This is a genomic window from Xanthomonas sp. LMG 8993 (genome assembly GCF_009835065.2).
Taxonomy (GTDB): domain Bacteria; phylum Pseudomonadota; class Gammaproteobacteria; order Xanthomonadales; family Xanthomonadaceae; genus Xanthomonas; species Xanthomonas arboricola.
Genome location: NZ_QVIF02000005.1, coordinates 174,747 through 196,711, shown reverse-complemented (window position 1 = coordinate 196,711; position 21,965 = coordinate 174,747). Strand labels below are relative to the sequence as shown.

General features: G+C 64.7%; 18 protein-coding genes. 6 read left to right on the top strand and 12 right to left on the bottom strand.

Annotated features, from left to right (window positions below):
• Window positions 1-59: 59 nt before the first annotated feature.
• The 4 genes from DYQ94_RS11960 (at window position 60) to DYQ94_RS11945 (ending at window position 6,001) form a co-directional block, all read left to right on the top strand.
• The gene (locus tag DYQ94_RS11960; protein ID WP_126966106.1) at window positions 60-3,152 is read left to right on the top strand and encodes a triple tyrosine motif-containing protein; all 3,093 of its coding nucleotides are present in this window, start codon (window positions 60-62) and stop codon (window positions 3,150-3,152) included.
• Window positions 3,145-3,786, top strand: coding sequence for a response regulator (locus DYQ94_RS11955; protein WP_024939195.1), 642 nt, complete (start codon window positions 3,145-3,147; stop codon window positions 3,784-3,786). The genes DYQ94_RS11960 and DYQ94_RS11955 overlap by 8 nt, the downstream gene beginning before the upstream one ends.
• Window positions 3,787-4,199: 413 nt before the next feature.
• Complete coding sequence (locus DYQ94_RS11950; protein ID WP_065031540.1) at window positions 4,200-5,327, top strand: Cache 3/Cache 2 fusion domain-containing protein; 1,128 nt, start codon at window positions 4,200-4,202, stop codon at window positions 5,325-5,327.
• Window positions 5,328-5,371: 44 nt separating this feature from the next.
• Window positions 5,372-6,001: a DUF8082 domain-containing protein gene (locus tag DYQ94_RS11945; protein WP_102256639.1), complete on the top strand. Its 630-nt coding sequence runs from the start codon at window positions 5,372-5,374 to the stop codon at window positions 5,999-6,001.
• Between the two features lie 89 nt (window positions 6,002-6,090).
• Here the strand turns inward: DYQ94_RS11945 and DYQ94_RS11940 are convergent, their stop codons facing one another.
• On the bottom strand, window positions 6,091-6,654 hold the full coding sequence (locus tag DYQ94_RS11940) for a TetR/AcrR family transcriptional regulator (protein ID WP_024939198.1): 564 nt from the start codon (window positions 6,652-6,654) through the stop codon (window positions 6,091-6,093).
• Between the two features lie 85 nt (window positions 6,655-6,739).
• On the opposite strand from DYQ94_RS11940, the gene DYQ94_RS11935 reads away from it, so the two are divergent.
• Window positions 6,740-7,483, top strand: a complete 744-nt coding sequence (locus DYQ94_RS11935) for an SDR family NAD(P)-dependent oxidoreductase (protein WP_160954526.1) — start codon at window positions 6,740-6,742, stop codon at window positions 7,481-7,483.
• Between the two features lie 366 nt (window positions 7,484-7,849).
• On the opposite strand, the gene guaA is transcribed toward DYQ94_RS11935, so the two are convergent.
• The 3 genes from guaA to folD all read right to left on the bottom strand — a co-directional run bounded on the left by guaA (window position 7,850) and on the right by folD (window position 11,948).
• A complete protein-coding gene (gene guaA, locus DYQ94_RS11930; protein WP_160954527.1) occupies window positions 7,850-9,415 on the bottom strand; it encodes a glutamine-hydrolyzing GMP synthase in 1,566 nt (521 codons plus the stop codon).
• A gap of 100 nt (window positions 9,416-9,515) precedes the next feature.
• Window positions 9,516-10,973 (bottom strand): IMP dehydrogenase, encoded by a 1,458-nt coding sequence (gene guaB, locus DYQ94_RS11925; RefSeq protein ID WP_016903541.1) that lies wholly within the window; start codon window positions 10,971-10,973, stop codon window positions 9,516-9,518.
• Between the two features lie 90 nt (window positions 10,974-11,063).
• Window positions 11,064-11,948 (bottom strand): bifunctional methylenetetrahydrofolate dehydrogenase/methenyltetrahydrofolate cyclohydrolase FolD, encoded by an 885-nt coding sequence (gene folD, locus DYQ94_RS11920; RefSeq protein ID WP_054591959.1) that lies wholly within the window; start codon window positions 11,946-11,948, stop codon window positions 11,064-11,066.
• 49 nt (window positions 11,949-11,997) lie between these two features.
• Between folD and DYQ94_RS11915 the strand changes: the two genes are divergently transcribed.
• A complete protein-coding gene (locus tag DYQ94_RS11915; protein ID WP_016903543.1) occupies window positions 11,998-12,318 on the top strand; it encodes a DUF1244 domain-containing protein in 321 nt (106 codons plus the stop codon).
• A 127-nt stretch (window positions 12,319-12,445) separates the two neighbouring features.
• Here the strand turns inward: DYQ94_RS11915 and DYQ94_RS11910 are convergent, their stop codons facing one another.
• The 8 genes from DYQ94_RS11910 to rpsA all read right to left on the bottom strand — a co-directional run bounded on the left by DYQ94_RS11910 (window position 12,446) and on the right by rpsA (window position 21,907).
• Entirely contained in the window at window positions 12,446-14,302 is a 1,857-nt protein-coding gene (locus tag DYQ94_RS11910; protein WP_160954528.1) for a monovalent cation:proton antiporter-2 (CPA2) family protein, read from the bottom strand.
• Between the two features lie 172 nt (window positions 14,303-14,474).
• Window positions 14,475-15,368, bottom strand: a complete 894-nt coding sequence (gene galU, locus DYQ94_RS11905; RefSeq protein ID WP_016903544.1) for a UTP--glucose-1-phosphate uridylyltransferase GalU — start codon at window positions 15,366-15,368, stop codon at window positions 14,475-14,477.
• Window positions 15,368-17,275, bottom strand: a complete 1,908-nt coding sequence (locus tag DYQ94_RS11900; protein ID WP_024939212.1) for a polysaccharide biosynthesis protein — start codon at window positions 17,273-17,275, stop codon at window positions 15,368-15,370. Before DYQ94_RS11900 ends, galU begins: the two co-directional genes overlap by 1 nt.
• Window positions 17,276-17,288: 13 nt before the next feature.
• Window positions 17,289-18,266: an MraY family glycosyltransferase gene (locus tag DYQ94_RS11895; protein ID WP_160954529.1), complete on the bottom strand. Its 978-nt coding sequence runs from the start codon at window positions 18,264-18,266 to the stop codon at window positions 17,289-17,291.
• Window positions 18,266-19,444, bottom strand: a complete 1,179-nt coding sequence (lapB, locus tag DYQ94_RS11890; protein ID WP_016903547.1) for a lipopolysaccharide assembly protein LapB — start codon at window positions 19,442-19,444, stop codon at window positions 18,266-18,268. The genes DYQ94_RS11895 and lapB overlap by 1 nt, the downstream gene beginning before the upstream one ends.
• 6 nt (window positions 19,445-19,450) lie before the next feature.
• Entirely contained in the window at window positions 19,451-19,756 is a 306-nt protein-coding gene (locus DYQ94_RS11885; RefSeq protein WP_024939214.1) for a lipopolysaccharide assembly protein LapA domain-containing protein, read from the bottom strand.
• 65 nt (window positions 19,757-19,821) lie between these two features.
• The gene (locus tag DYQ94_RS11880; protein WP_016903549.1) at window positions 19,822-20,133 is read right to left on the bottom strand and encodes an integration host factor subunit beta; all 312 of its coding nucleotides are present in this window, start codon (window positions 20,131-20,133) and stop codon (window positions 19,822-19,824) included.
• Window positions 20,134-20,221: 88 nt separating this feature from the next.
• Window positions 20,222-21,907, bottom strand: coding sequence for a 30S ribosomal protein S1 (gene rpsA / locus DYQ94_RS11875; protein WP_016903550.1), 1,686 nt, complete (start codon window positions 21,905-21,907; stop codon window positions 20,222-20,224).
• Window positions 21,908-21,965 lie beyond the last annotated feature (58 nt).

Genomic DNA, 21,965 nt, shown 5'->3' with positions numbered 1-21,965 from the left:
CCTGCCTCCCCCGAAAGAGGTGGTGGTGCTTGGCCCCGATCTCGCCCGACAATGCTGCAATGCCGCGCGAGCCCCCCATCCGATTCCACCTGCTCTGGCGCCTGTGCGCGGCGGTGATCGTTGTGATGTGCAGTTGCGGGTGGCCGTGCAATCCCGTGTACGCCCAAGGCATCGCCGCAACGCGTGCGGGGCTGCTGCAATTCCACCACACCGCCTGGAGCACCGAGCGCGGCGCACCGGCCGATATCTGGGATATCCAGCAAGCCGAGGCCGGGCCATTGTGGCTGGCGACCGGATTTGGCCTGTTTCAGTTCGATGGCGACCGTTTCGCGCGGCAGGCGGCGCCGGATGGCGAGGCCTATGCGTCGCACAACATGACCACGCTTGCGCTGGCGCCGGACGATACCGCCTGGATCGGCTACTTCAACGCCGGCATCGACCGCGTTGCCGACGGTCACCTGACGCACTTCAGCCCGGGCAAGGACGTGCCCGCCGGCATGGTGTTCCGCATTGAGCACGACGGCAGTGGGCGCTGGTGGGCCGCCATCGATGGCGGTTTGTGCTGGTTCGACGGGCAACGCTGGCAGCGTGCAGGCGCCGACTGGGGCTACACCGCCGAGCGCGCGCATTGGCTGCTGCGCGATGTGCGCGGCACGCTCTGGGTCAGCGACGGTACCCAGATTCTGTCGTTGCGGCCTGGCGCCAAACGCTTCGAACCCAGCGGCCAGCAGGTGGGTCTCTACGTCACCATGGCCGAAAGTCCGGGCGGAGCGATCTGGGTCGCAGACCCGTACCGCGGCGTGTTTGCGTTGACCGATGCGCAGGGCCACGTGCTGCCCGCCACGGCCCGTGCCCGGCTGCAATTTCCCGGGCTGTTCGCGCGGCGCATCCGGTTCATGCGCGATGGCGCGCTATGGGGCAGCGACTACGCGGCGCATGGCCTGTTCCGGATCGCCCTGCCCACATCGCCCACGCCGGTGCTGGAACGCTTCGGAACCGTACAAGGCCTGACCTCGGCCACTGCCGGCCCCTTGCTCGAGGACCGCGAAGGCAATCTGTGGGCCGGCACCAATCTGGGCCTCAACCGGTTCCGACATCGCGCGTTGCTGCCGTTGGCGTCCTTGCTGCCGGGCCAGGCGATGGCCGTGGCGACCTTCAATCCCGCCCCGGGCACCGCCGCACGCCCGCTCCTGGCCAGCCTGCGCGATGGCCGGCTGCTGGCCTTGAGCCGCGATCGCGTGGAAGGTTTGCAGCGTGGTGCGTCCCATCACATCCTGGATGTGCCGGCGACCGCCAATGGCTGGGTGCTTGGCGAGCACGCCTTGCTACGTCTGCAGGTCGGCCGCGTGCAACCGGTGGCGCTGCCGCTCGGCCTGGCGACCGGCGCCATCCGCGCCTTCGTCGTGGACAACCGCAACCATCCCTGGATCTGCCCGGATGCCGGCGGCCCCTACGCTTTCGACGGCAACGCCTGGCAGCCGCTGCCCGATCTGCAGGATAGCCCGTGCACGGTGCTCGCCAATACGCGCGATGGCGGCCTGTGGGTGGGCACCATCAAGGGCGATGCGCGCCTGCTGCAGGGCCGGCAGGTGACGCGCTACAGCGCAGAAAATGGCCTGTCGGTGGGGCCGATCACCGCCATCTGGCAAGGCCCGTCGCTCACGCTGGTCGCCGGCGAAACCGGGCTGGCAGCGCTGGGCGCCGACGGCCGGTTCCGGCAAGTGGCCGATCAGACCAATCCGCTCCTGCAGGGCATCACCGGCATCGTGCAGGACCGGCACGGCACGCTGTGGTTGAACGGCAACCGCGGCGTGGTGCAGATCGCTCAACGTGCGCTGCTACAGAGCGTGCAATCGGGCTTGGTCAGCCCGGCGCTGCGCCTGTACGACATCATGGACGGGTTGCCCGGTGTCGCCCAGCAGGCCACACCGGTCCCCACGGCCATCGCCGCCGACGACGGCCTGTTGTGGTTCACCACCAACCAGGGCCTGGCCTGGCTGGACCCGGAACAGACCTACCGCAACCCCACCGCGCCGGAGGTCTTCATCAACGACGTGGTCGCCGACGACCGTCCCTACCCGCGCACCGCCGGGCTGCGCCTGCCCAAGTGGACGCACCGCCTGCGCATCGGCTACGACGCTGTGAGCCTGACCCGGCCCGAACGCGTGCGCTTCCGCTACCGGCTGGAGGGCGTGGACGCGCAATGGCAGGACGCCGGCAACCGTAACGAGGCGTTCTATACCAACCTCGCGCCCGGCCGTTACCGCTTCCGCATTGCCGCCGCCAACAACGATGGCGTGTGGAACGCGCGCGGCGACACGCTGGATTTCGTCATCGAAGCGGCCTTCGTGCAAACCTGGCAATTCAAGATGTGCGTTGCGATCGCCCTGCTGCTGACGCTTGCGATGCTGTGGCGCATGCGCACCCGGCGTATTGCCGGACGCCTGCGTGCACGCCTGGAAGAGCGCTACCGCGAACGCGAACGCATCGCGCGCGAGTTACACGACACCTTGTTGCAGGGCACGCAAGGCCTGATCCTGCGGCTACATGCCGCCAGCCGCTCGTTGCCGCAGGACGACCCGCGGCGGCTGGAGCTCGAACAGGCGGTCGACCTGGCCGAGAATGCGCTGGTCGAAGGCCGCGACCGCGTCAACGGCCTGCGCGACAGTTATTCGCTGCGCCAGGATCTGGCCGCCGCACTGCAGCGCGCACGCGAGGCCACCATGCCACCGCCGTCTGCCGAACTGCAGGTGTCGGTCGAAGGACGCCCGGTGGCGCTGCGTCCGATGGTGGCCGACGAAGTGTTCCAGCTTGGCCGCGAAGCATTGGCCAATGCCGATCGCCATGCAGGCGCCGCGCGCATCGCGCTGGAACTGCGTTACGGTTCACGTGACTTCGTGCTGCGCATCCGCGACGATGGCTGCGGCCTGGATCCGGACGTGCTGCATGGGCATGCACGCACCGGCCACTGGGGGCTGACCGGCATGCAGGAACGCGCCAAACGCATCGGCGCCAAGATGCAGTTGTGGTCGCGTCCAGGCAGCGGCACCGCAATCCAGATCACGCTTCCGGCCCGCACCGCCTATGCGACGCCACCGCGCTGGTGGTGGCGATTTCGACCTGCACGATCCACGGAGAGCTCCAATGGCTGAGATGGTCAAACCGACCGACGTGCTGGTGGTAGACGATCATCCGCTGCTGCGCGACGGTCTCAGTGCCATGCTCGCCGCCGAGCACGACATGCGTGTGGTCGGCGAAGCCGAAGACGGCGAACAGGCCGTGGCCTGCTACGCCAGCCTGCGCCCGGACGTGGTGCTGATGGATCTGCAGATGCCGCGCGTGGATGGCGTCGAAGCCATCCAGCGCATCCGCCGTGTCGACCCCGCCGCCAAGGTCATCGTGTTGACCACCTATACGGGCGATGTGCGTGCGGTGCGCGCACTGCAGGCCGGCGCCTGCGGCTATCTGCTCAAGAGCGCGCTGCGCCGCGAGCTGGTCGACACCATTCGCGACGTGCGCCGCGGCCAGCGGCGGCATGTTCCTGCGTCGGTGGCCGAAAACATCGCCGCCCACGTGCTCGACGACGCGCTATCCGCCCGCGAGACGGAGGTACTGAGCCTGGTGGCCACTGGATGCTCCAACAAGCAGATCGGCAATGCCTTGAGCATTTCCGAAGAGACGGTCAAGGCGCATATGAAGAACATCCTGGCCAAGCTCGGCGTGCGCGATCGCACCCATGCGGTCACCGTTGCCCTGCGCCGGGGAATCCTGTCGCTGGAAACCTGAGCCGCCTGCGACCAGGCAGATCGCAAGCGCAGGTCGCTCTTCAAACACCGCTGCATCCGGTCATCGCGGTAGCGCGGCAACGGCAGGCGCGACACCAAGACGCCACCGCGCGCATCGGCCGGCTCACCGACGGCACCGCGATGGATCGCCCCTGGAGGGCTAGCCCATCTTGCCGCCCACCGCGCCCGCCAGCCCGAACTCTGTAACCCGATCCATCATTCTTGAACGCAAGGCGCACAATGCGATCGACGCGCACTGTCAAATCGATCGGCTTGAGCTATCGTATGCACCGCCAGCGGCGTGGGGGCCGCTTCAGCATCATGCGCAACAGCCGATAACGGCTAGGTCCGACCGCTGCCGGGGGGCTGCGACGGCGTTCGATCCAATCACTAAACGCGTTCAGGGGAATTGCGATGCTTCGTCACTCTTTGCGGGTGCGCCTGCTGTTGCCGGTGCTGGCCTTGGTGCTGGTCGTGGTGGTGGCACTGACGGTCATTCTGGCCATTACCGAAGCGAACCGGGTCAAGTTCGAGACCGGCGACGCGATCGAGCGCCAGTCGGTGTCCTTGCAGACCCTGTTCTCGGTCACCCGCGCGATGATGCTCGATCGCGTCAATTCCTCCATGCGCCAGCTGCGCAAGGAAGCCAACGCACACGGCGCCGCCAGCGTCGGCAACGAAGTGCGCGTGGGCGAGCGCAGCGCCAACGACCTGCTGCTGGGCCAGAAGGCGCAGGCCAACGTCTTCGACATGCTCGACGATGTCACCGCCATCCACGAAGGCACCGCCACGCTGTTCTCGCGTACCGGCGATGACTTCGTGCGCATCTCCACCAACGTCAAGAAGGACGACGGCAGCCGCGCCATCGGCACCGTGCTCGATCCCAACGGCCAGGCCGCCGCCAAGCTGCGCAACGGCGAAAGCTTCTACGGCGTGGTCGACATCCTCGGCAATCCGTACGTCACCGGCTACGAGCCGATCTTCGCCGGCAACGACAAGCGCGTGATCGGTGCCTGGTACGTCGGCTACAAGGCCGACACCCAGGCGCTGGAAAACGTGGTCAGCAGCCGTCGCGTGCTCGACTCCGGCTTCATCGCCGTGTTCGACAGCAAGAACAAGCTGCGCTTCCAGTCCACCACCGGTGCCACCACCGACACCGCCACCATCGAGCGGATCGTCAAGGAAACGCCCAACGACTGGGTCGTCACCAAGCAGGAAGTGCCCGATTGGGGCTTCACCCTGGTTTCGGCTTATCCCAAGAGCGACGTCAATGGCGTGATCGTGCGCCAGTCGCTGTGGATCGCCGGCATCGGCCTGCTGGTGTGTGCGCTGTTGCTCGGCCTGCAGTGGGCGTTGATCTGGAGCCGCGTGTTGCGCCCGATCCAGCACCTGACCACCGTGGCCGAAGAGCTGAGCCTGGGCAAGTGGAACCACACCATCGACGAGGTCAACCTCAAGGATGAAATTGGTACCCTGGCGCGCGCCATCTCCCGCCTGTCCAACAGTGTCCGGCTGGCCATGGAGCGGCTCAGCAAACGCTGAGCTGCGCGCACCCACTCCGTACCAGATGATGCAAGGAAGACGCCATGTCCACTGAATTCCGTCCGCTGATCGAGGTCCTGCGCGAACTCAAGGCGCTGGCACTGAAGAAGGCGTCCGGCTTTCTGTTCATCGTCACCGAGGAGAACCACTCCTGCATCATCCGCCTCAACGCCGGGCAGATCGAGGAAGTGGTGTTCCGCATGCTGCGCAATGACGAGGCGGTGCAACGCCTCACCATGGTCAATGCGGCCAAGGCCCGCTTCCAGGCCGACCCCGGCGCCGGCATGGGCAAGCCCTCGCTGCTGAGCGATGATTCGCGGCAATGGTTGATGGGCGGTTTCGAACAGGATCTGGGTGGTGCACCGGCACCGCCGCGGGCAGCGGTTGCAGCGGTTGCAGCGGCTCCGGCACCGGCCGCCGCAACGCCGGTCGCCGCACCGAACGCAGCACCTGCAGGCGCTGGCTCCCCACCCGACGAGCGCGTCCGCGATGCACTGGAAAAAGTCGCGCTGAATTATCTCGGCCCGATCGCGGGTATGCTCTGCGACGAAGCCTGGGACGCATCGAGCGACATCGAACAAGTGCTAAATCAGCTGGGCGCCAACCTCTCCACGCCGCAGGAAACACAGAAGTTCATGGCCGATGCGCGCGTGGCGCTGGCCAAGCTGCGCTGACAGGCAACTGCAGTGGATCCAGGATCAAACCGCGCATTGCGCGGTTTTTTTCGCGCCCACTCGTGCGGAGATAGCGGAATTATCGCTGGCTAATCCAGACTTTTCACGCTTATGCCATTCAAGAACAAGTCGACGAAATGCCCGATACGCGATTTCGATGATTGGTCATTTTCGACTGCAAGGGAGATGGCAGTCACCACGCAGATGAAGTCCTCATACGTGACGTCGCCACGGATCGCACCCGCGTCCTGCCCGCGCTGAAGCAGCCGGCGCCCTTCCGCGGTGATCGCATGACAGCCGGGCGTCCCGCATTGGATAACAGCTCCGATCGAAGCAGCAAGACTCTGATAAATGCTCGTGTTCCTGGCAAGTTCTTCCAGGTACGCGCGTACCGCCTCGCCTGGAGCAAGGTCTCGGTCGCGCGCACGGCTGGCTTGCGCCAGCGACAGGAAACGCTCGTTGCTGGTCGCGGCTAACAGTGCCTCGCGCGTGGGAAAGCGACGATAAAGCGTACCGATGCCGACACCTGCGCGCCTGGCAACTTCCTCGAGCGGGACACCAGCTCCTTTTTCCAGAAAAAGCGCTTCAGCTGCAGAAAGGATGAGTTCCCGATTTTTCTGCGCGTCAGCCCGAAGGGCAGGTTCGTCACTCACACGTTTCCTCCCTCTCTTGTCAACTGGAGGTTACCTCCATATCATAAGTGGAGCAATCCTCCATATTTGAAGAAGGCACCGGAAGATGACGAACCGTTTCGAAGACAAAGTGGTGGTGATCACCGGGGGCAGCGACGGCATCGGCCTGGCAACGGCGAAGCTGTTCGCAATGGAAGGCGCGCACGTGTACATCACCGGGCGTCGGCAGGACGCACTTACCGAGGCCGTGAAGGAGATCGGCCACGAAGCAGTCGGTGTGCAAGGCGATGTCACCAACTCCGGCGACGTCGCTCGGCTTTACGAGCAGATCCAACGCGATCACCACAAGGTCGATGTCGTGTTCGCCAATGCGGGCATCTACGAGGTCGTCTCCCTCGATGCGATCGACGCTACGCATTTCGACACGACCTTCGACGTCAATGTGAAAGGCATGGTGTTCACCGTGCAAAAAGCGCTACCGCTGATGACTGCGGGCAGCGCTATCGTCCTCAACGGCTCCATCGCCGGCAGCAAGGGCCTGCCAGGCCAGTCTCTTTACAACGCCAGCAAGGCCGCGGTGCGCTCGTTTGCCCGAAGCTGGACCACCGACCTCAAGGAGCGAGGCATCCGCGTAAACGTCGTCTCGCCTGGTGGCACGCAGACGCGCCTGATACGCAGCTACCTCGATTCGCAGCCCGAAGTTGAAGAGGCGCTGAGCAAGAGTGTTCCGCTCGGGCGGTTGGCCGAACCGAACGAGGTAGCACGGGCAGTCCTCTTCCTGGCATCCAGCGAGAGCAGCTTTGTCGCCGGCCATGAGCTTTTCGTCGACGGTGGTGTCGCTGCAGTTTAGGCATTGGGCGAGGCGCGTGCGGTGCATGGCGATCCTGCTTGTCGAAGCCGTGCGGATCGTGCAGGCATGACTGCGGCTCTGGTCGAAACGCTTCGTCGAGCGCAGGGTATCCCGCTATGTGGTCTTGTTTGACGCAGAGACCTGACGCAGCCCGCGCGTCTAGGGCACGGTCCTGTCATCCAGCAACAGCACGAGCGCAGGCCAGCATCCCATCATCCGCGAAGGTCGAACGTACCTAAGTGCAGCACGCCTCACCCTCCCCCGCCAACGGCGGGGTCCGGGCGCATGCGCACCCGGACTATTTCACCATCATCGATACTTGCGTCATCTTTTCGACGACTGGCGACAGTCACCGAAAACCTGATGTCACTCCCACTCGATCGTCGCCGGCGGCTTGCCGGAGATGTCGTAGACCACGCGCGAGACGCCGCGCAGTTCGTTGATGATGCGGTTGCTCACCGTGCCTAGGAAATCGTACGGCAGGTGCGCCCAGTGCGCGGTCATGAAGTCGATGGTCTCCACCGCGCGCAGTGCGATCACCCATTCGTAGGCGCGTGCATCGCCGACCACACCGACCGACTTGACCGGCAGGAACACCGCAAACGCCTGGCTGGTCTTGTCGTACAGATCGGCCTTGCGCAGTTCGTCGATGAAGATCGCATCGGCCTTGGCCAGCAGCTCGGCGTACTCGCGCTTCACTTCGCCCAGGATGCGCACGCCCAGGCCGGGGCCCGGGAACGGATGGCGGTACACCATCGTGCGCGGCAAGCCGAGTTCGACACCGAGGCGGCGCACTTCGTCCTTGAACAATTCGCGCAACGGCTCGACCAGGCCCAGCTTCATGTGCTCGGGCAGGCCACCGACGTTGTGGTGGCTCTTGATCACGTGCGCTTTGCCGGTCTTGCTGCCGGCCGACTCGATCACGTCCGGGTAGATCGTGCCCTGCGCCAGCCACTTGGCATTGGCCAGCTTGTTGGATTCCTCGTCGAAGATGTCCACGAACAGGTTGCCGATGATCTTGCGCTTGGCTTCCGGGTCGCTGACGCCTTCGAGCTTGGCAAAGTAACGATCGGCCGCATTGACGCGGATCACCTTCACGCCCATGTGCTCGGCGAACATCGCCATCACCTGGTCGCCTTCCTGCCAGCGCAGCAGGCCGGTATCGACAAACACGCAGGTCAGCTTGTCGCCGATCGCCTTGTGCAACAGCGCGGCGACCACCGACGAATCGACGCCGCCGGATAGGCCCAGGATCACTTCGTCATCGCCCACCTGCTCGCGCACGCGCGCGATCTGGTCGTCGATGATGTTGGCCGCCGTCCACAGCGTCTGGCAGCCGCAGACATCGACCACGAAGCGGCGCAGCAAGGTCTGGCCCTGCAACGTGTGGGTGACCTCGGGATGGAACTGCACGCCGTACCAGCGCTTGTCCTCGTTGGACATCGCCGCCACCGGGATGCGGTCGGTCACCGCGGTGACGGTGAAGCCCGGCGGCACCTGCGACACGTGGTCGCCGTGGCTCATCCACACATTGAGACGCGATGCGCCGGCATGATCGGTCAGCCCTGCGAACAAGGCATCGGCGGCCACCACATCGACTTCGGCATGACCGAATTCGCGCTGGTCCGCCGCCTCGGTCGCGCCGCCCAGCTGCGCTGCCAGCGTCTGCATGCCGTAGCAGATGCCGAACACCGGCAAGCCGCTGTCGAACACTTCCTGCGGCGCGACCGGCGCACCCGGCAAGGTGGTCGACTCTGGACCACCGGACAGGATGATGCCCTTGGCGCCGAAACTGGCGATCTCCGACGGGTCATGATCCCAGGCCCAGATCTCGCAATACACCCCGATCTCACGGATACGCCGCGCAATCAGCTGGGTGTACTGCGCGCCGAAATCGAGGATGAGGATCTTGTCGCTGTGGATGTTGGTCATTGGCGCCGGGAATCGGGAACGGGGAATCGGGAATGGGCAAAGCGGCGCAGACGCTGGTTCATCGATTCCCGACTCCCGATTCCCCATTCACGCAGAGGCATCAGCCCATGCGGTAATTCGGCGGTTCCTTGGTGATCTGCACGTCGTGGACATGGCTTTCGCGCTGGCCGGCACCGGTGATGGTGACGAACTTCGGCTTGGTGCGCATTTCCTCGATGGTCGCGCAGCCCACATAGCCCATCGTGGCGCGCAGGCCGCCGATCAGCTGATGGACGATGCCACCGACCGGGCCGCGGTACGGCACGCGCCCTTCGATGCCTTCCGGCACCAGCTTGTCGGCATCGCTGGAATCCTGGAAATAGCGGTCCTTGGACCCCTTCTCCATCGCGCCCAGGCTGCCCATGCCGCGGTAGCTCTTGTAGCTGCGGCCCTGGAACAGCTCGACCTCGCCCGGGGCTTCCTCGGTGCCGGCGAACAGGCCGCCGACCATCACCGTGGAGGCGCCGGCGACCAGCGCCTTGCCGATGTCGCCCGAATAGCGGATGCCGCCATCGGCGATCAGCGGAATGCGGTCCTGCAGCGCCTCGGCGACCATGTCCACCGCGGTGATCTGCGGCACGCCGACACCGGCGACCACGCGCGTGGTGCAGATCGACCCGGGGCCCACGCCGACCTTGACCGCATCGGCACCGGCGTCCATCAGTGCCAGCGCGGCATCGCCGGTGACGATGTTGCCGCCGATCACCTGCAGCTGCGGATACGCCTTCTTGACCCAGGCCACGCGATCGATCACGCCCTGCGAATGGCCGTGCGCGGTATCGACGATGACCACGTCCACGCCGGCCGCCGCCAGCAGTTCGATGCGCTGCTCGGTGTCGCCGCCCACGCCGACCGCCGCGCCGACCAGCAGGCGCGTGGAACCGTCCTTGGCCGCGTTGGGGTTGTCGGTCTTCTTCTGGATGTCCTTGACCGTGATCAGGCCGCGCAGCTCGAAGCTGTCGTTGACCACCAGGATCTTTTCGATGCGGTTGCGATGCAGCAGCTCCAGCACTTCCTCGTCACTGGCGCCTTCGCGCACGGTGATCAGGCGATCCTTCTTGGTCATGATGTGGCGGACCGGATCGTCGAGCTTCTTCTCGAAGCGCATGTCGCGGCTGGTGACGATGCCGACCAGTTCGCTGCCATCCACCACCGGCACGCCGGAGATGTTGCGCGCGCGGGTCAGCTTGAGCACCTCGCCGATGGTCGTGTCCGGGCTCACCGTGAACGGCTCGGTGATCACGCCGGATTCGAATTTCTTGACCCGGGCCACTTCGCCGGCCTGCTGCGCAGGGGTCAGATTCTTGTGGATGATGCCGATGCCGCCCAGCTGGGCCATGGCCACCGCCAGGCGGTGCTCGGTCACTGTGTCCATCGCGGCCGAGAGAATCGGCAGCTTCAGGCGCAGATCGCGGGTCAGCCGGGTTTCCAGGCTGACGTCCTTGGGCAGGACGATCGAATGAGCGGGGACGAGGGAAACGTCGTCGTAGGTGAGAGCTTCAGCCTGGATGCGGAGCATCGGCGGACCCGAGTTTGGGGAAGCGCGGCATTTTACCCTGAAAGCCTTCACGAAGACACAACGCGACTGCAATGCAGCGTTACGCGCGCCTCAGCCAGCCGCGTCGGCCGCTTCCAGCGTGTTCTGCATCAGCGTGGCGACCGTCATCGGCCCGACTCCACCCGGCACCGGCGTGATCCAGGCCGCACGTTGCACCGCTGCGTCGAAACCGACATCGCCGACCAGGCGGCCGTCGTCCAGCCGATTGATGCCGACATCGATCACCACTGCGCCCGGCTTGACCCATTCGCCCGGAATCAGGCCCGGGCGACCGACCGCCACCACCAGGATGTCGGCATTGCGAACGCTGGCTTCCAGCACCTCGGGCGGGGTGAACTTGTGGCAGCTGGTGACCGTGCAACCGGCGATCAGCAGCTCCAGGCCCATCGGCCGGCCGACGTGATTGCTCACGCCCACGATGGTCGCGTTGCGGCCGCGCACCGGCTGATCGGTGTGCCCCAGCAAGGTCACGATGCCGCGCGGCGTGCACGGACGCAGGCCGAACTCGCGCAGCGCCAGGTGCCCGACATTCTGCGGATGGAAGCCGTCGACGTCCTTGCGCGGATCAATGCGCTGGATCAGGCGATTGGCATCGGGGATGCCCGGCAACGGCAGCTGGATCAGGATGCCGTGGATCTTGGAATCGGCATTGAGCTGGTCGATCAGCCGCGCCAACTCCGCCTCGCTGGTGCCCTGCGGCAAGTCGTAATCGAAGGCCTCGATGCCAACCTTTTCCGCGGCACGCCGCTTGTTGCGCACATACACCGACGAGGCCGGGTCGCCGCCGACCAGCACCACCGCCAGCCCGGGGCGCGTCTTGCCGGCGGCCAGGCGCGCATCCACGCGCAGCTTCAGCCCGTCGAGCAGTTCCTCGGCGATGCGGCGACCATCGAGAAGGCGGGCCGGAGCAGAGGCAGCTGGCGCGGAAACGGTCATGGGGCGTCAGGTGTAGAGTCGAAGGCCGTCTATTGTCCCCGATTCCGTCATGACCGACACCACCTCGACACCCGATTCCATCACCACGTCCATCGAAGCGGCCGCATTTCGCCGTCTGTTGCAGCATCTCAACCAGCAGCGCCCGGATGTGCAGAACATCGATCTGATGATCCTGGCCGGCTTCTGCCGCAACTGCCTGGGCGACTGGTACCGCGAAGCCGCCGAAGCGCACGGCCAGCCGATGAGCAAGGAGCAGGCACGCGAAGCGGTCTACGGTATGCCGTTTGCCGACTGGAAACAGCAGCACCAGAAAGACGCCACGCCCGAGCAACTGGAAGCCTTCGCGGCCGCTCAACGCCGGCACGGCTGAGCCGGTCGACTTGTCAGCTCAGGCCGGCAGCTTGGTGCTGGCCGCTCTATCACCCCAGGTTTTTTCTCGACCAGCCGAGGCAATCCCAGCGCCGAACCCGCTGCGGTGCTCGCCAGCCACACACGACTCAGTCGCGGGTCACGGCTTCGGGCTGAGTGGCCTGCGGTACCGCATCGGGATTGAGCGTGCGGCTCTCCCGCCGCGGCGGGGTGAACGGCGTGGGCTTGGGCACGGTGGGCGTGAGATTGCCGTACATCAGCCCTGCCACCGCACCGGCACGCGTATTGCCGGCTGCAATCTCCAGTTCGAACCGCTCGGCATCGCGACGCCGGATCGCGCGCGCGATGGTGACCGCCTCGTCCTCGTCCACGCCCAGCTCGACCAGGGCCGCCTGCCCGAACGCCACCGCCGACTCGAAGGTCTCGCGAATCTGGTAGTCCACCCCGGCAGCGACCAACTGCAATGAATGCTCACGGTCGAACGAGCGCACCAGCAACCTGGCGTGCGGGAACTCGCGCCTTGCCAGCTCGACGATGCGATTGGCCGCCTCGCGGTTGTCGATGCATATCGCGATCGCGCGTGCGCTGTGCGCACCGGAGGCATGCAGCACATCGAGCCGGGTGCCGTCGCCGTAGTAGATCTTGAAGCCGAACTGTTCCGCGCTCTGGATCATCTCGATGTCGTTATCGATGATGGTCACATCCACATCGCGCGCCAGCAGCGACTGGCTGGCAACCTGCCCGAAGCGCCCGAACCCGATGATCAGTACGCTGCCGGTCTGGCCACTGACGGCTTCCACGCCTTCCAGCGACGGCTGGGCGGCCGGCGTCAGCCGTCGCTGCAACAGCACGAACAGCGGCGTCAGCGCCATCGACAACACCACGATCGCGGTCAGGCTGGCGTTGACCTGCGCGTCGATGACGCCGGACGCCGATGCTGCCGCGAACAGCACGAAGGCGAACTCGCCGCCCTGCGCCATCAGCACGCCACGATCCAGCGCCTGGCGATGGTCGCTGCGCATCAGCCGCGCCACCACGTAGATGCACACGCCCTTGCCGAGCATGAGCGCCAGCACACCGGCAACGATCAGCCGCCAGTCTGCCGCAACCACACGCAGGTCCAGGCTCATGCCGACGCCCAGGAAGAACAGCCCCAGCAGGATGCCGCGGAACGGCTCGATATCCGCCTCGATCTGATGCCGGAAAGTGGATTCGGACAGCAGCACACCGGCCAGAAACGCGCCCATCGCCATCGACAGCCCACCGACCTGCATCAACAGCGCCGCGCCCAGCACCACCAGCAAGGCCGCCGCCGTCATCACCTCGCGCGCCTTGGACGCGGCCAGGATGCGGAACAAGGGATTGAGCAGCCAGCGCCCCGCCACCACCAGGCCGACGATGCAGGCCAGACCGATGCCGATGTCATGCCAGCGCTGCGTCGCCGCCTGCGGGTCGCCGCTGGCGCCCATCCAGGCCACGATCGCCAGCAGCGGCACGATCAACAAGTCCTCGAACACCAGGATCGCCACGATCTTCTGACCCGGCGGCAAGGCGACATCGCCCCGCTCTGCCAGCAACTGCATCACCACCGCCGTGGAGGTCAGCACGAAGCCGGATGCGGCCACGAATGCCACCGGCGGCGCGAAGCCGAGCAACAGGCCGATGCCGGTCAGCACCAGCGCGCACACTGCGATCTGCAGCGTCCCCAGGCCGAAGATCTCCTTGCGCAGGCTCCACAGGTGGGACGGCCGCATTTCCAGCCCGATCACGAACAGGAACATCACCACGCCCAACTCGGCCACGTGCAGGATCGCCTGCGGGTCATCGAACAGGCCGAGGCCGAACGGACCGATCGCCAGACCCGCGGCCAGATAACCCAGTACCGAACCCAGGCCCAGACGTCGGAACACCGGGATGGCGACCACGGCAGCGCCCAGCAAGGCCACCACGTTGATCAGTTCGCTGGATTCGGTAGGCTGGCTCATGCCGAGGATTCTAGCCGCAGGCGCGTACCACGGACTTGCACCAGCGTGCCACGCTAGCAAAGCCGCCTGACGTGTCGATCAGCCAGTGGTACGGCGTTCTCGCCCAGCGAGGCCCCAAACAACGAACGACGCCGGATGGCGTCGTTCGTGGATGCAGGCGATGGCCAGGCAATCAGCCGCGCGCGTCGGCCTCGGCCAATGCGGTGCGCAGGATTTCCTTGGCCGGCCCGCCATGCTTTTCGTGCTCGAGCGCGAAATGCACGGTGGCCTCGATCAGGCCGATATGCGCGCCGCAATCGAAACGACGGCCCTCGAAGCGGTAGGCGTCGACGGTTTCCTGCTGCAGCAGTCCGGCAATCGCATCGGTCAGCTGGATTTCGCCACCGGCACCGGCGCCGGTCTCTTCGAGCAGTTCGAAGATCTTCGGGTTGAGCACATACCGGCCGACCACGGCCAGATTGCTCGGTGCCACTTCCGGCTTGGGCTTTTCGACGATGGCGTTGATGCGCCCCTTGCGACCATCGAACGCATCGGTGGCCACGATGCCGTAGCTGGCGGTCTTGTCGTGCGGCACATCCTCCACGGCGATGACGCTGCCGCCCGAGGCTTCTGCCACATCGGCCATCTGGGTCAGCGCACCGGCGCCCCGGTTCCAGATCAGGTCGTCCGGCAGCAACACCGCAAACGGCTCGTCACCGACCACGGCCTTGGCACACAGCACGGCGTGACCCAAACCGAGCGCTTCGGCCTGCGTCACGAAAATGGCGCGCACGCCTTCCGGCAAGGCATGTCGCACCAGCTCCAGCTGTTCGAGCTTGCCGGCGCGCTCGAGCTTTTGCTCCAGCTCGTAGGCTTTGTCGAAGTAGTCGGCGATCGAGTGCTTGTAGCGATTGGTCACGAAGATCAGCGTGTCGCAACCGGCCTGGATGGCCTCGTCGACGGCGTACTGGATCAAAGGTTTGTCGATGATTGGCAGCATTTCCTTCGGCACCGTCTTGGTTGCCGGAAGAAAGCGGGTCCCAAGACCTGCGACGGGGAATACGGCCTTGCGAATACGCTTGCTCATTAAAGTCTTCTGACCTCACGTGCGGGGAATGGAACGACCGTATCAGATCGCGCGTCGACTTTCCGTCGAGCAGCCGCAAAATCCGGCATCAGACTGCCCAGCACAGTCTCCATCGCCTTGATGTCATAGCGGTTAACCGCCTCACGCAAGCGCGTCACCAGCTGCAACACCTGCTCGTGCGAGAACTCGCGCACACCGGCTTCCAGAATCTTGGGATGCGCGGTGGGGCGATAGTCTTCGTCGGAATAGAACAGGGTTTCGTGCAGCTTCTCGCCCGGACGCAGACCGGTATAGAGGATCGCCACATCCTTGCCGGGTTGCTTGCCGGCAAGACGGATCATCTGCTCGGCGAGCAGGCGGATCGGCACCGGCTCACCCATGTCCAGCGTATAGATCGCACCATGCGAGGCAGAGGCCGCGGCCTGCACCACCAGCTGGCAGGCTTCTGGAATGGTCATGAAGTAACGCGTCACATCCGGATGGGTCACCGTGACCGGGCCGCCCTGGCGGATCTGCTCACGGAACAACGGCACCACACTGCCGGCCGAATCCAGCACGTTGCCGAAACGCACGGTGATGAAGCGCGTTGGCGCATCGCGCGCGTCCAGGCTCTGGCAGATCATCTCCGCATAGCGCTTGCTCGCGCCCAGCACGTTGACCGGCTCGACCGCCTTGTCGGTGGAGATGAAGACAAAGGTCTCGATGCGTGCGCGCTGGCAAGCGCGCGCCACGTTTTCGGTGGCCAGCACGTTGTTGCGTACCGCCTCGCGCAACTGTTCTTCCAGCAGCGGCACCTGCTTGTAGGCGGCGGCATGAAAGACGGCATCCGGCAGCGCGGTGTTCAAGGCATGCGCGACCACCGCCGGATCGCCGCAATCGCCAAGCACGCGCACCACCTCGATATCGGGGAACAACCGACGCAGGTCCGAATCGACGGTCAGCAACGCCAGCTCATCGATCTCCAGCAGCACGATGCGGCGCGCACCGTGCCGGGCGCACTGGCGGCAGACCTCCGAGCCGATCGAACCACCCGCGCCGGTCACCATCACCGTCTTGTTGGTCAACCAGTCGCGAATCAGGCGCCAATCCGGGGTAACCGGCTTGCGGTTGAGCAGGTCCTCGATCGCGACTTCTTTCAGTTCGCCAGGCAGCGAGCGCCCTTCCAGCACGTTGATCAGCTTGGGCACCATGCGGAACGGCAGCCCGGTACTTTCGCAGATGGCCACCACGCGCTGCATGCCCGAGGCATCCAGCGACGGGATCGCGATGACCAGCAGTTTGGCCGCCGTCTCCTTGGCGATGGCTGCAGCCTGGTCCAGGTTGCCCAGCACATTCAGGCCCTGGATCTTGGCGCCATGCAGATTGTTGGCATCGTCCAGATAGCCGACCGGCACGAATGCGCCGGTGCGGCGCAGATCACGGACCAGACCTTCGGCGGCACGGCCTGCGCCAAGGATCAAGACGCGTTGCGCAGCATCGCCGGAGTGCGCGATCTGGTAATCCTTCCAGGCGCGATACAGCAGCCGCGGCGTGCCCAGCAGCGCGGACAAGGCAAAGGGATAGACGACCAGCACCGACAGCGGCACTCCGTCCAGGCGGTCATAGGACAGCGCCAGCACAATCGCGACCAAGCCGAGAAAACTCGACTTGAAGATGTTCCACAGGTCCGGCACCGAGGCGAATCGCCACAGCCCGCGATACAGGCCCATCTTCCAGAACACCAGGCCTTGCGCGACCAGGACCACCGCGGTGCGCCAATCCCATAACGGCAGATCGGGAGCCTCGCGCAGCATGGAGTAGCGGCCTGCATGCAGCAACTGCCAGCACACCCACACCATCAACAGGTCATGCAGCACCACCGCTGCTTGCGGCAGGGCCTTGGTCAAACGATCACGCCAGGAAATCATAAAAGTCCGTTACTCAGGAATTGCGCAATCCATCGCGCAGGAAATGCCAGATTGCGGTGGCACCCAGTCCCCATACCAGGGCTCCGGATACCTGCAGCCAAGTTGCATCATGACGAAGTAACACATACAAGCAGACGACGGCGACGCTGAAAGCGAAATAAATACCGGTTACCGGAACGTGCGTCTCAAGCCTGCGTGCCAGACGCTGATAGAGATGTTGGGCGTGTGGCTCCCACCACCGTTGCCCGGCGAGCATGCGAGACAGCAGCGTGAAGCCGGCGTCTACAAGAAATGCTGTCAATGGCAACCAACTGATCCACCAACTTACCTGCCCGCTCGCTACCGTGAGTGCGAGCAATGCAGCCAGCACATATCCCAACGCGCCACTGCCGCCATCACCCAGAAAGATGCGCGCACGCGGAAAGTTGAACGGCAAAAATCCCAGGCAGGACGCGGCGACGGCAAGACCGGCCCAGGCCCAGGCACCAGGCGAGACCGCAGCAAACGCCAGCGCGGCCAGGGCCGCCTGGCTGCTGGCCAGGCCGTTGATGCCGTCCATGAAGTTCCAGACGTTGATCAACACTACCGACGCCATGGCGGTGAGCACGCCATCCCAGAGCCTGCCGGTGTAATGGCTGACCAGCCAGCCCAGCATGACCGACGCCAATAGGTGGATCGCAAAACGCAGCCTGGCCGAGAGCGGACGATGGTCGTCCCACCAACCCACGCCAGCCACCAGCACCAGCCCGGCCGCGAACCAACCAAGAATCGGGCCTGCAGCCGGCCAGATCACGCCGGCTGCCACGCACCCGGACAGCAGCGCCGCCACGATTGCCATGCCACCGCCACGTGGGGTCGCGACCACATGGCTGCGGCGTTCACCCGGATGATCGAGCAGCCGCCGATGCAGCGCGTAACGTCGCAACAACCAGGTTCCCAGTGCCGCGACCGTCAGGTGCAACAGACACCACCACAGCCAGACCTGCGGCATCAGACCACCGCGTAGTTCAACAGCGGCTTGACCGTGCCCCATTCCTTGCAACTCGGGCATTGCCAGTGATGGGTCTTGGCGCCGAAGCCGCAGCGGGTGCAGCGGTAACTCGGGTTGCGCACCAGCAACTGGTCGGTGATGTGCTTGAGGTCCTGCAAGGTGCCGACCGGGTCGCTGCCTTCGGCCAGGGTCAGGTCGATCAACGCCGATTCGCCGCGGACCGAGGGCCGGTCCTTGAGCTGGCGGCCCAGGTAGGCCAACGCAGGTGCCACACCGTCCTGGGCTTCCATCAACTGGGTCAATGCCAGCACCGGGGCGATGCCGCGATAGTGCTCGGTCATCTCGGACAGGAAATTACGTGCGCCGGCGATATCGCCGACCCGGCGATAGGCCGCCATCAATGCGGGAATGATCTCCGGCAGGTATTCCGGATCGTGCCGCGCAGCGCGCTCGAACGCGCGCACTGCCGCTTCGTCGTGTCCGCGCTCGGCTTCGATGCGTCCCTCCAGAATGCCGGCGCGCACCGAGGTGCCATCGGCCTGGTAGGCGCGCGCGATCGCCTGCAATGCTTCGTCGGGCTTGCTCAGGCCACGATAGCGGTCGGCCAGCTCGCACTCGAATTGCGAAATCAGCTTGCCCATCGGCTCGCCGGTGACTTCTTCGTAACGGGTGGCGTTGTCGATCGCCTTTTCCCAGTCGCGCTCGGCCTGATAGATGCCGATCAGGTGACGCAGCGCCTGCGGCGCACGCTGATCCAGTTGCGCCAGTTCGGTGAACACGGTCTCGGCGCGATCCAGCAGGCCGGACTTCATGTAGTCCTCGCCCAGCGCCAGCAAGGCCTGCACCCGCTGCTGATCGGTCAGGTCGGCGCGTTGCACCAGGCCCTGATGCAGCCGGATCGCGCGGTCGACCTCACCGCGACGGCGGAACAAATGCCCCAACGCGACCTGGGTCTCGAAGGTTTCCTTGTCCAGTTCGGCGATATGCAGAAACAGCTCGATCGCCTTGTCCGGCTGCTCGTTGAGCAGATAGTTCAGGCCACGAAAGTAGGTGCTGGACAGGCGACTGACCTGGGTATCGCCGTGGCGTTGACCACCGCGGCGGCCAACGACCCAGCCCCCCAGCGCTGCCAACGGCACGAACAGGAAGAACCAGATCCACTCGGTCAGAAAGTCCATACGCGCTTACAGTCCATCAAAGGGGCGCGGCTCGACTGCGGCAGGCGCAATGGGCCTGGCGTCGGCGCGACTGACTGCAACCGCCTTGTTGGCCTGGCGCAGTTTGGAATAGAGGGGAATGACCACACTGACCAGCACCATGCCGGCGCCGATCAACACACCAACCAGCAGCGCGACGATGATCGCGATTCCGGAGGTCGTGTGCACACTAGAGAAAAGGAAGTCGAGAGTGACGTCCTGGGAATTGACCGCACCGATAATCAGACCGACCAGCAGGAAGGCCAACATCACCAGCAAGCGAAACACCTTCATGGCCAGACTCCGTCGAAAGAGGCTTAGCTTAACCGAGCCGACATAAACGCAGCGGCAGAATGACCTCAGTCAGCCGCATCCAGCAGATCGACCGGGACCACGGAGCTGACACGCTCGCGCAATTCCTTGCCAGGCTTGAAATGCGGAACATGCTTGCCCGGCAACGCGACCGACTCGCCGGTCTTCGGATTACGGCCAAGACGTGGCGGGCGGTAATGCAGCGAGAAGCTGCCGAACCCGCGGATTTCGATCCGATCACCATCGGAGAGCGCCTGCCCCATCATTTCCAGCAGCGATTTGACTGCCAGATCCACGTCGTCCGCCTTCAGATGCGCTTGACGTCGCGCCAGGATTTCAATCAATTCGGACTTGGTCATGGGAAGACTTGCTTTTTTCGACTGACACATCGGAATCGGCCCGGGCAAGCCCGGGCCGATCCATCACGCTCTTGCGAGCGCTACGCGCTTACTCGGACTTGTTGCTGTTCAACTGTGCACGCAGCAGCGCGCCCAGCTGGGTCATGCCACCGGATGCGGCCGAAGACTGATATTCCTCCAGCGTTTCGCGCATTTCGGCATCGTCCTTGGCCTTGATCGACAGCTGCAGGGTGCGGCCCTTGCGGTCCATGCCCACGAACTTGGCTTCGATCTTGTCGCCGACCTTCAGGTGCTGGGTCGCGTCGTCCACACGCTCGTTGGCGATGTCGCGTGCAGCGACGTAGCCTTCGATGCCGTCGGCCAGGTCGATCGTGGCGCCCTTGGCATCCACTTCACGCACCACGCCTTCGACCTTCGAACCCTTCGGGTTGGACGCCATGTACTGGCCGAACGGATCCTGCTCCAGCTGCTTGACGCCCAGGCTGATGCGCTCACGTTCCGGATCGACTGCCAGCACAACGGCTTCCAGCGTGTCGCCCTTCTTGTAGTTGCGCACGACATCTTCGCCGGTGGTGTTCCAGCTGATGTCGGACAGGTGGACCAGACCGTCGATGCCGCCGTCCAGACCGATGAAGATGCCGAAGTCGGTGATCGACTTGATCTGACCGGACACCTTGTCGTTCTTCTTGTGGGTGGCAGCGAAGGTTTCCCACGGATTGGCGGCAACCTGCTTCATGCCCAGCGAGATGCGGCGACGCTCCTCGTCGACATCCAGCACCATCACTTCGACTTCGTCACCCACCTGCACAACCTTGGACGGGTTGACGTTCTTGTTGGTCCAATCCATCTCGGAGACGTGCACCAGACCTTCGACGCCCGGCTCGATCTCGACGAATGCGCCGTAATCGGTGACATTGGAGACCTTGCCGAACACGCGGCTGTTGGCCGGGTAACGACGTGCGATGTTGTCCCACGGATCTTCGCCCAGCTGCTTCAGGCCGAGGCTGACGCGGTTACGCTCGCGATCGAACTTCAGCACGCGCACGTCCAGCTCGTCGCCGACGTTGACGACTTCGGACGGATGGCGCACGCGCTTCCAGGCCATGTCGGTGATGTGCAGCAGGCCGTCGATACCGCCCAGGTCCACGAACGCGCCGTAATCGGTCAGGTTCTTGACGACACCCTTCAGGATCGCGCCTTCCTGCAGCTTGTCCATCAGCTGCTCGCGCTCTTCCGAGTGCTCGCTCTCGACCACGGCACGACGCGAGACCACCACGTTGTTGCGCTTGCGGTCCAGCTTGATCAGCTTGAACTCGAGTTCCTTGCCTTCCAGGTAGGCCGGGTCGCGCACCGGGCGCACATCCACCAGCGAACCAGGCAGGAACGCGCGGACATCCTTGATGTCCACGGTGAAACCACCCTTGACCTTGCCACTGATGCGGCCGGTGATGGTTTCGTTCTTTTCCAACGCCTCTTCCAGCTCGTCCCACACCATTGCGCGCTTGGCCTTCTCGCGCGACAGCACGGTCTCACCGAAGCCGTTCTCGATGGAATCGAGGGCAACCTTGACCTGGTCGCCTACGCCGACATCGATCTCGCCAGCGTCATTACGGAACTGCTCGATCGGCACGATGCCTTCGGACTTCAGGCCAGCGTTGATCACCACCACGTCGCCGCGCACTTCCACGACGGTACCGGTGACAATGGAGCCCGGCTTCAGCTTCGCCAGATTGGCTTGACTGGCTTCGAACAGTTCAGCAAAAGATTCTGTCATTTGAATTTTACTCAGTTGAACACACGGGCGTTGATCGTCGAATGCGACAGATGCCAAG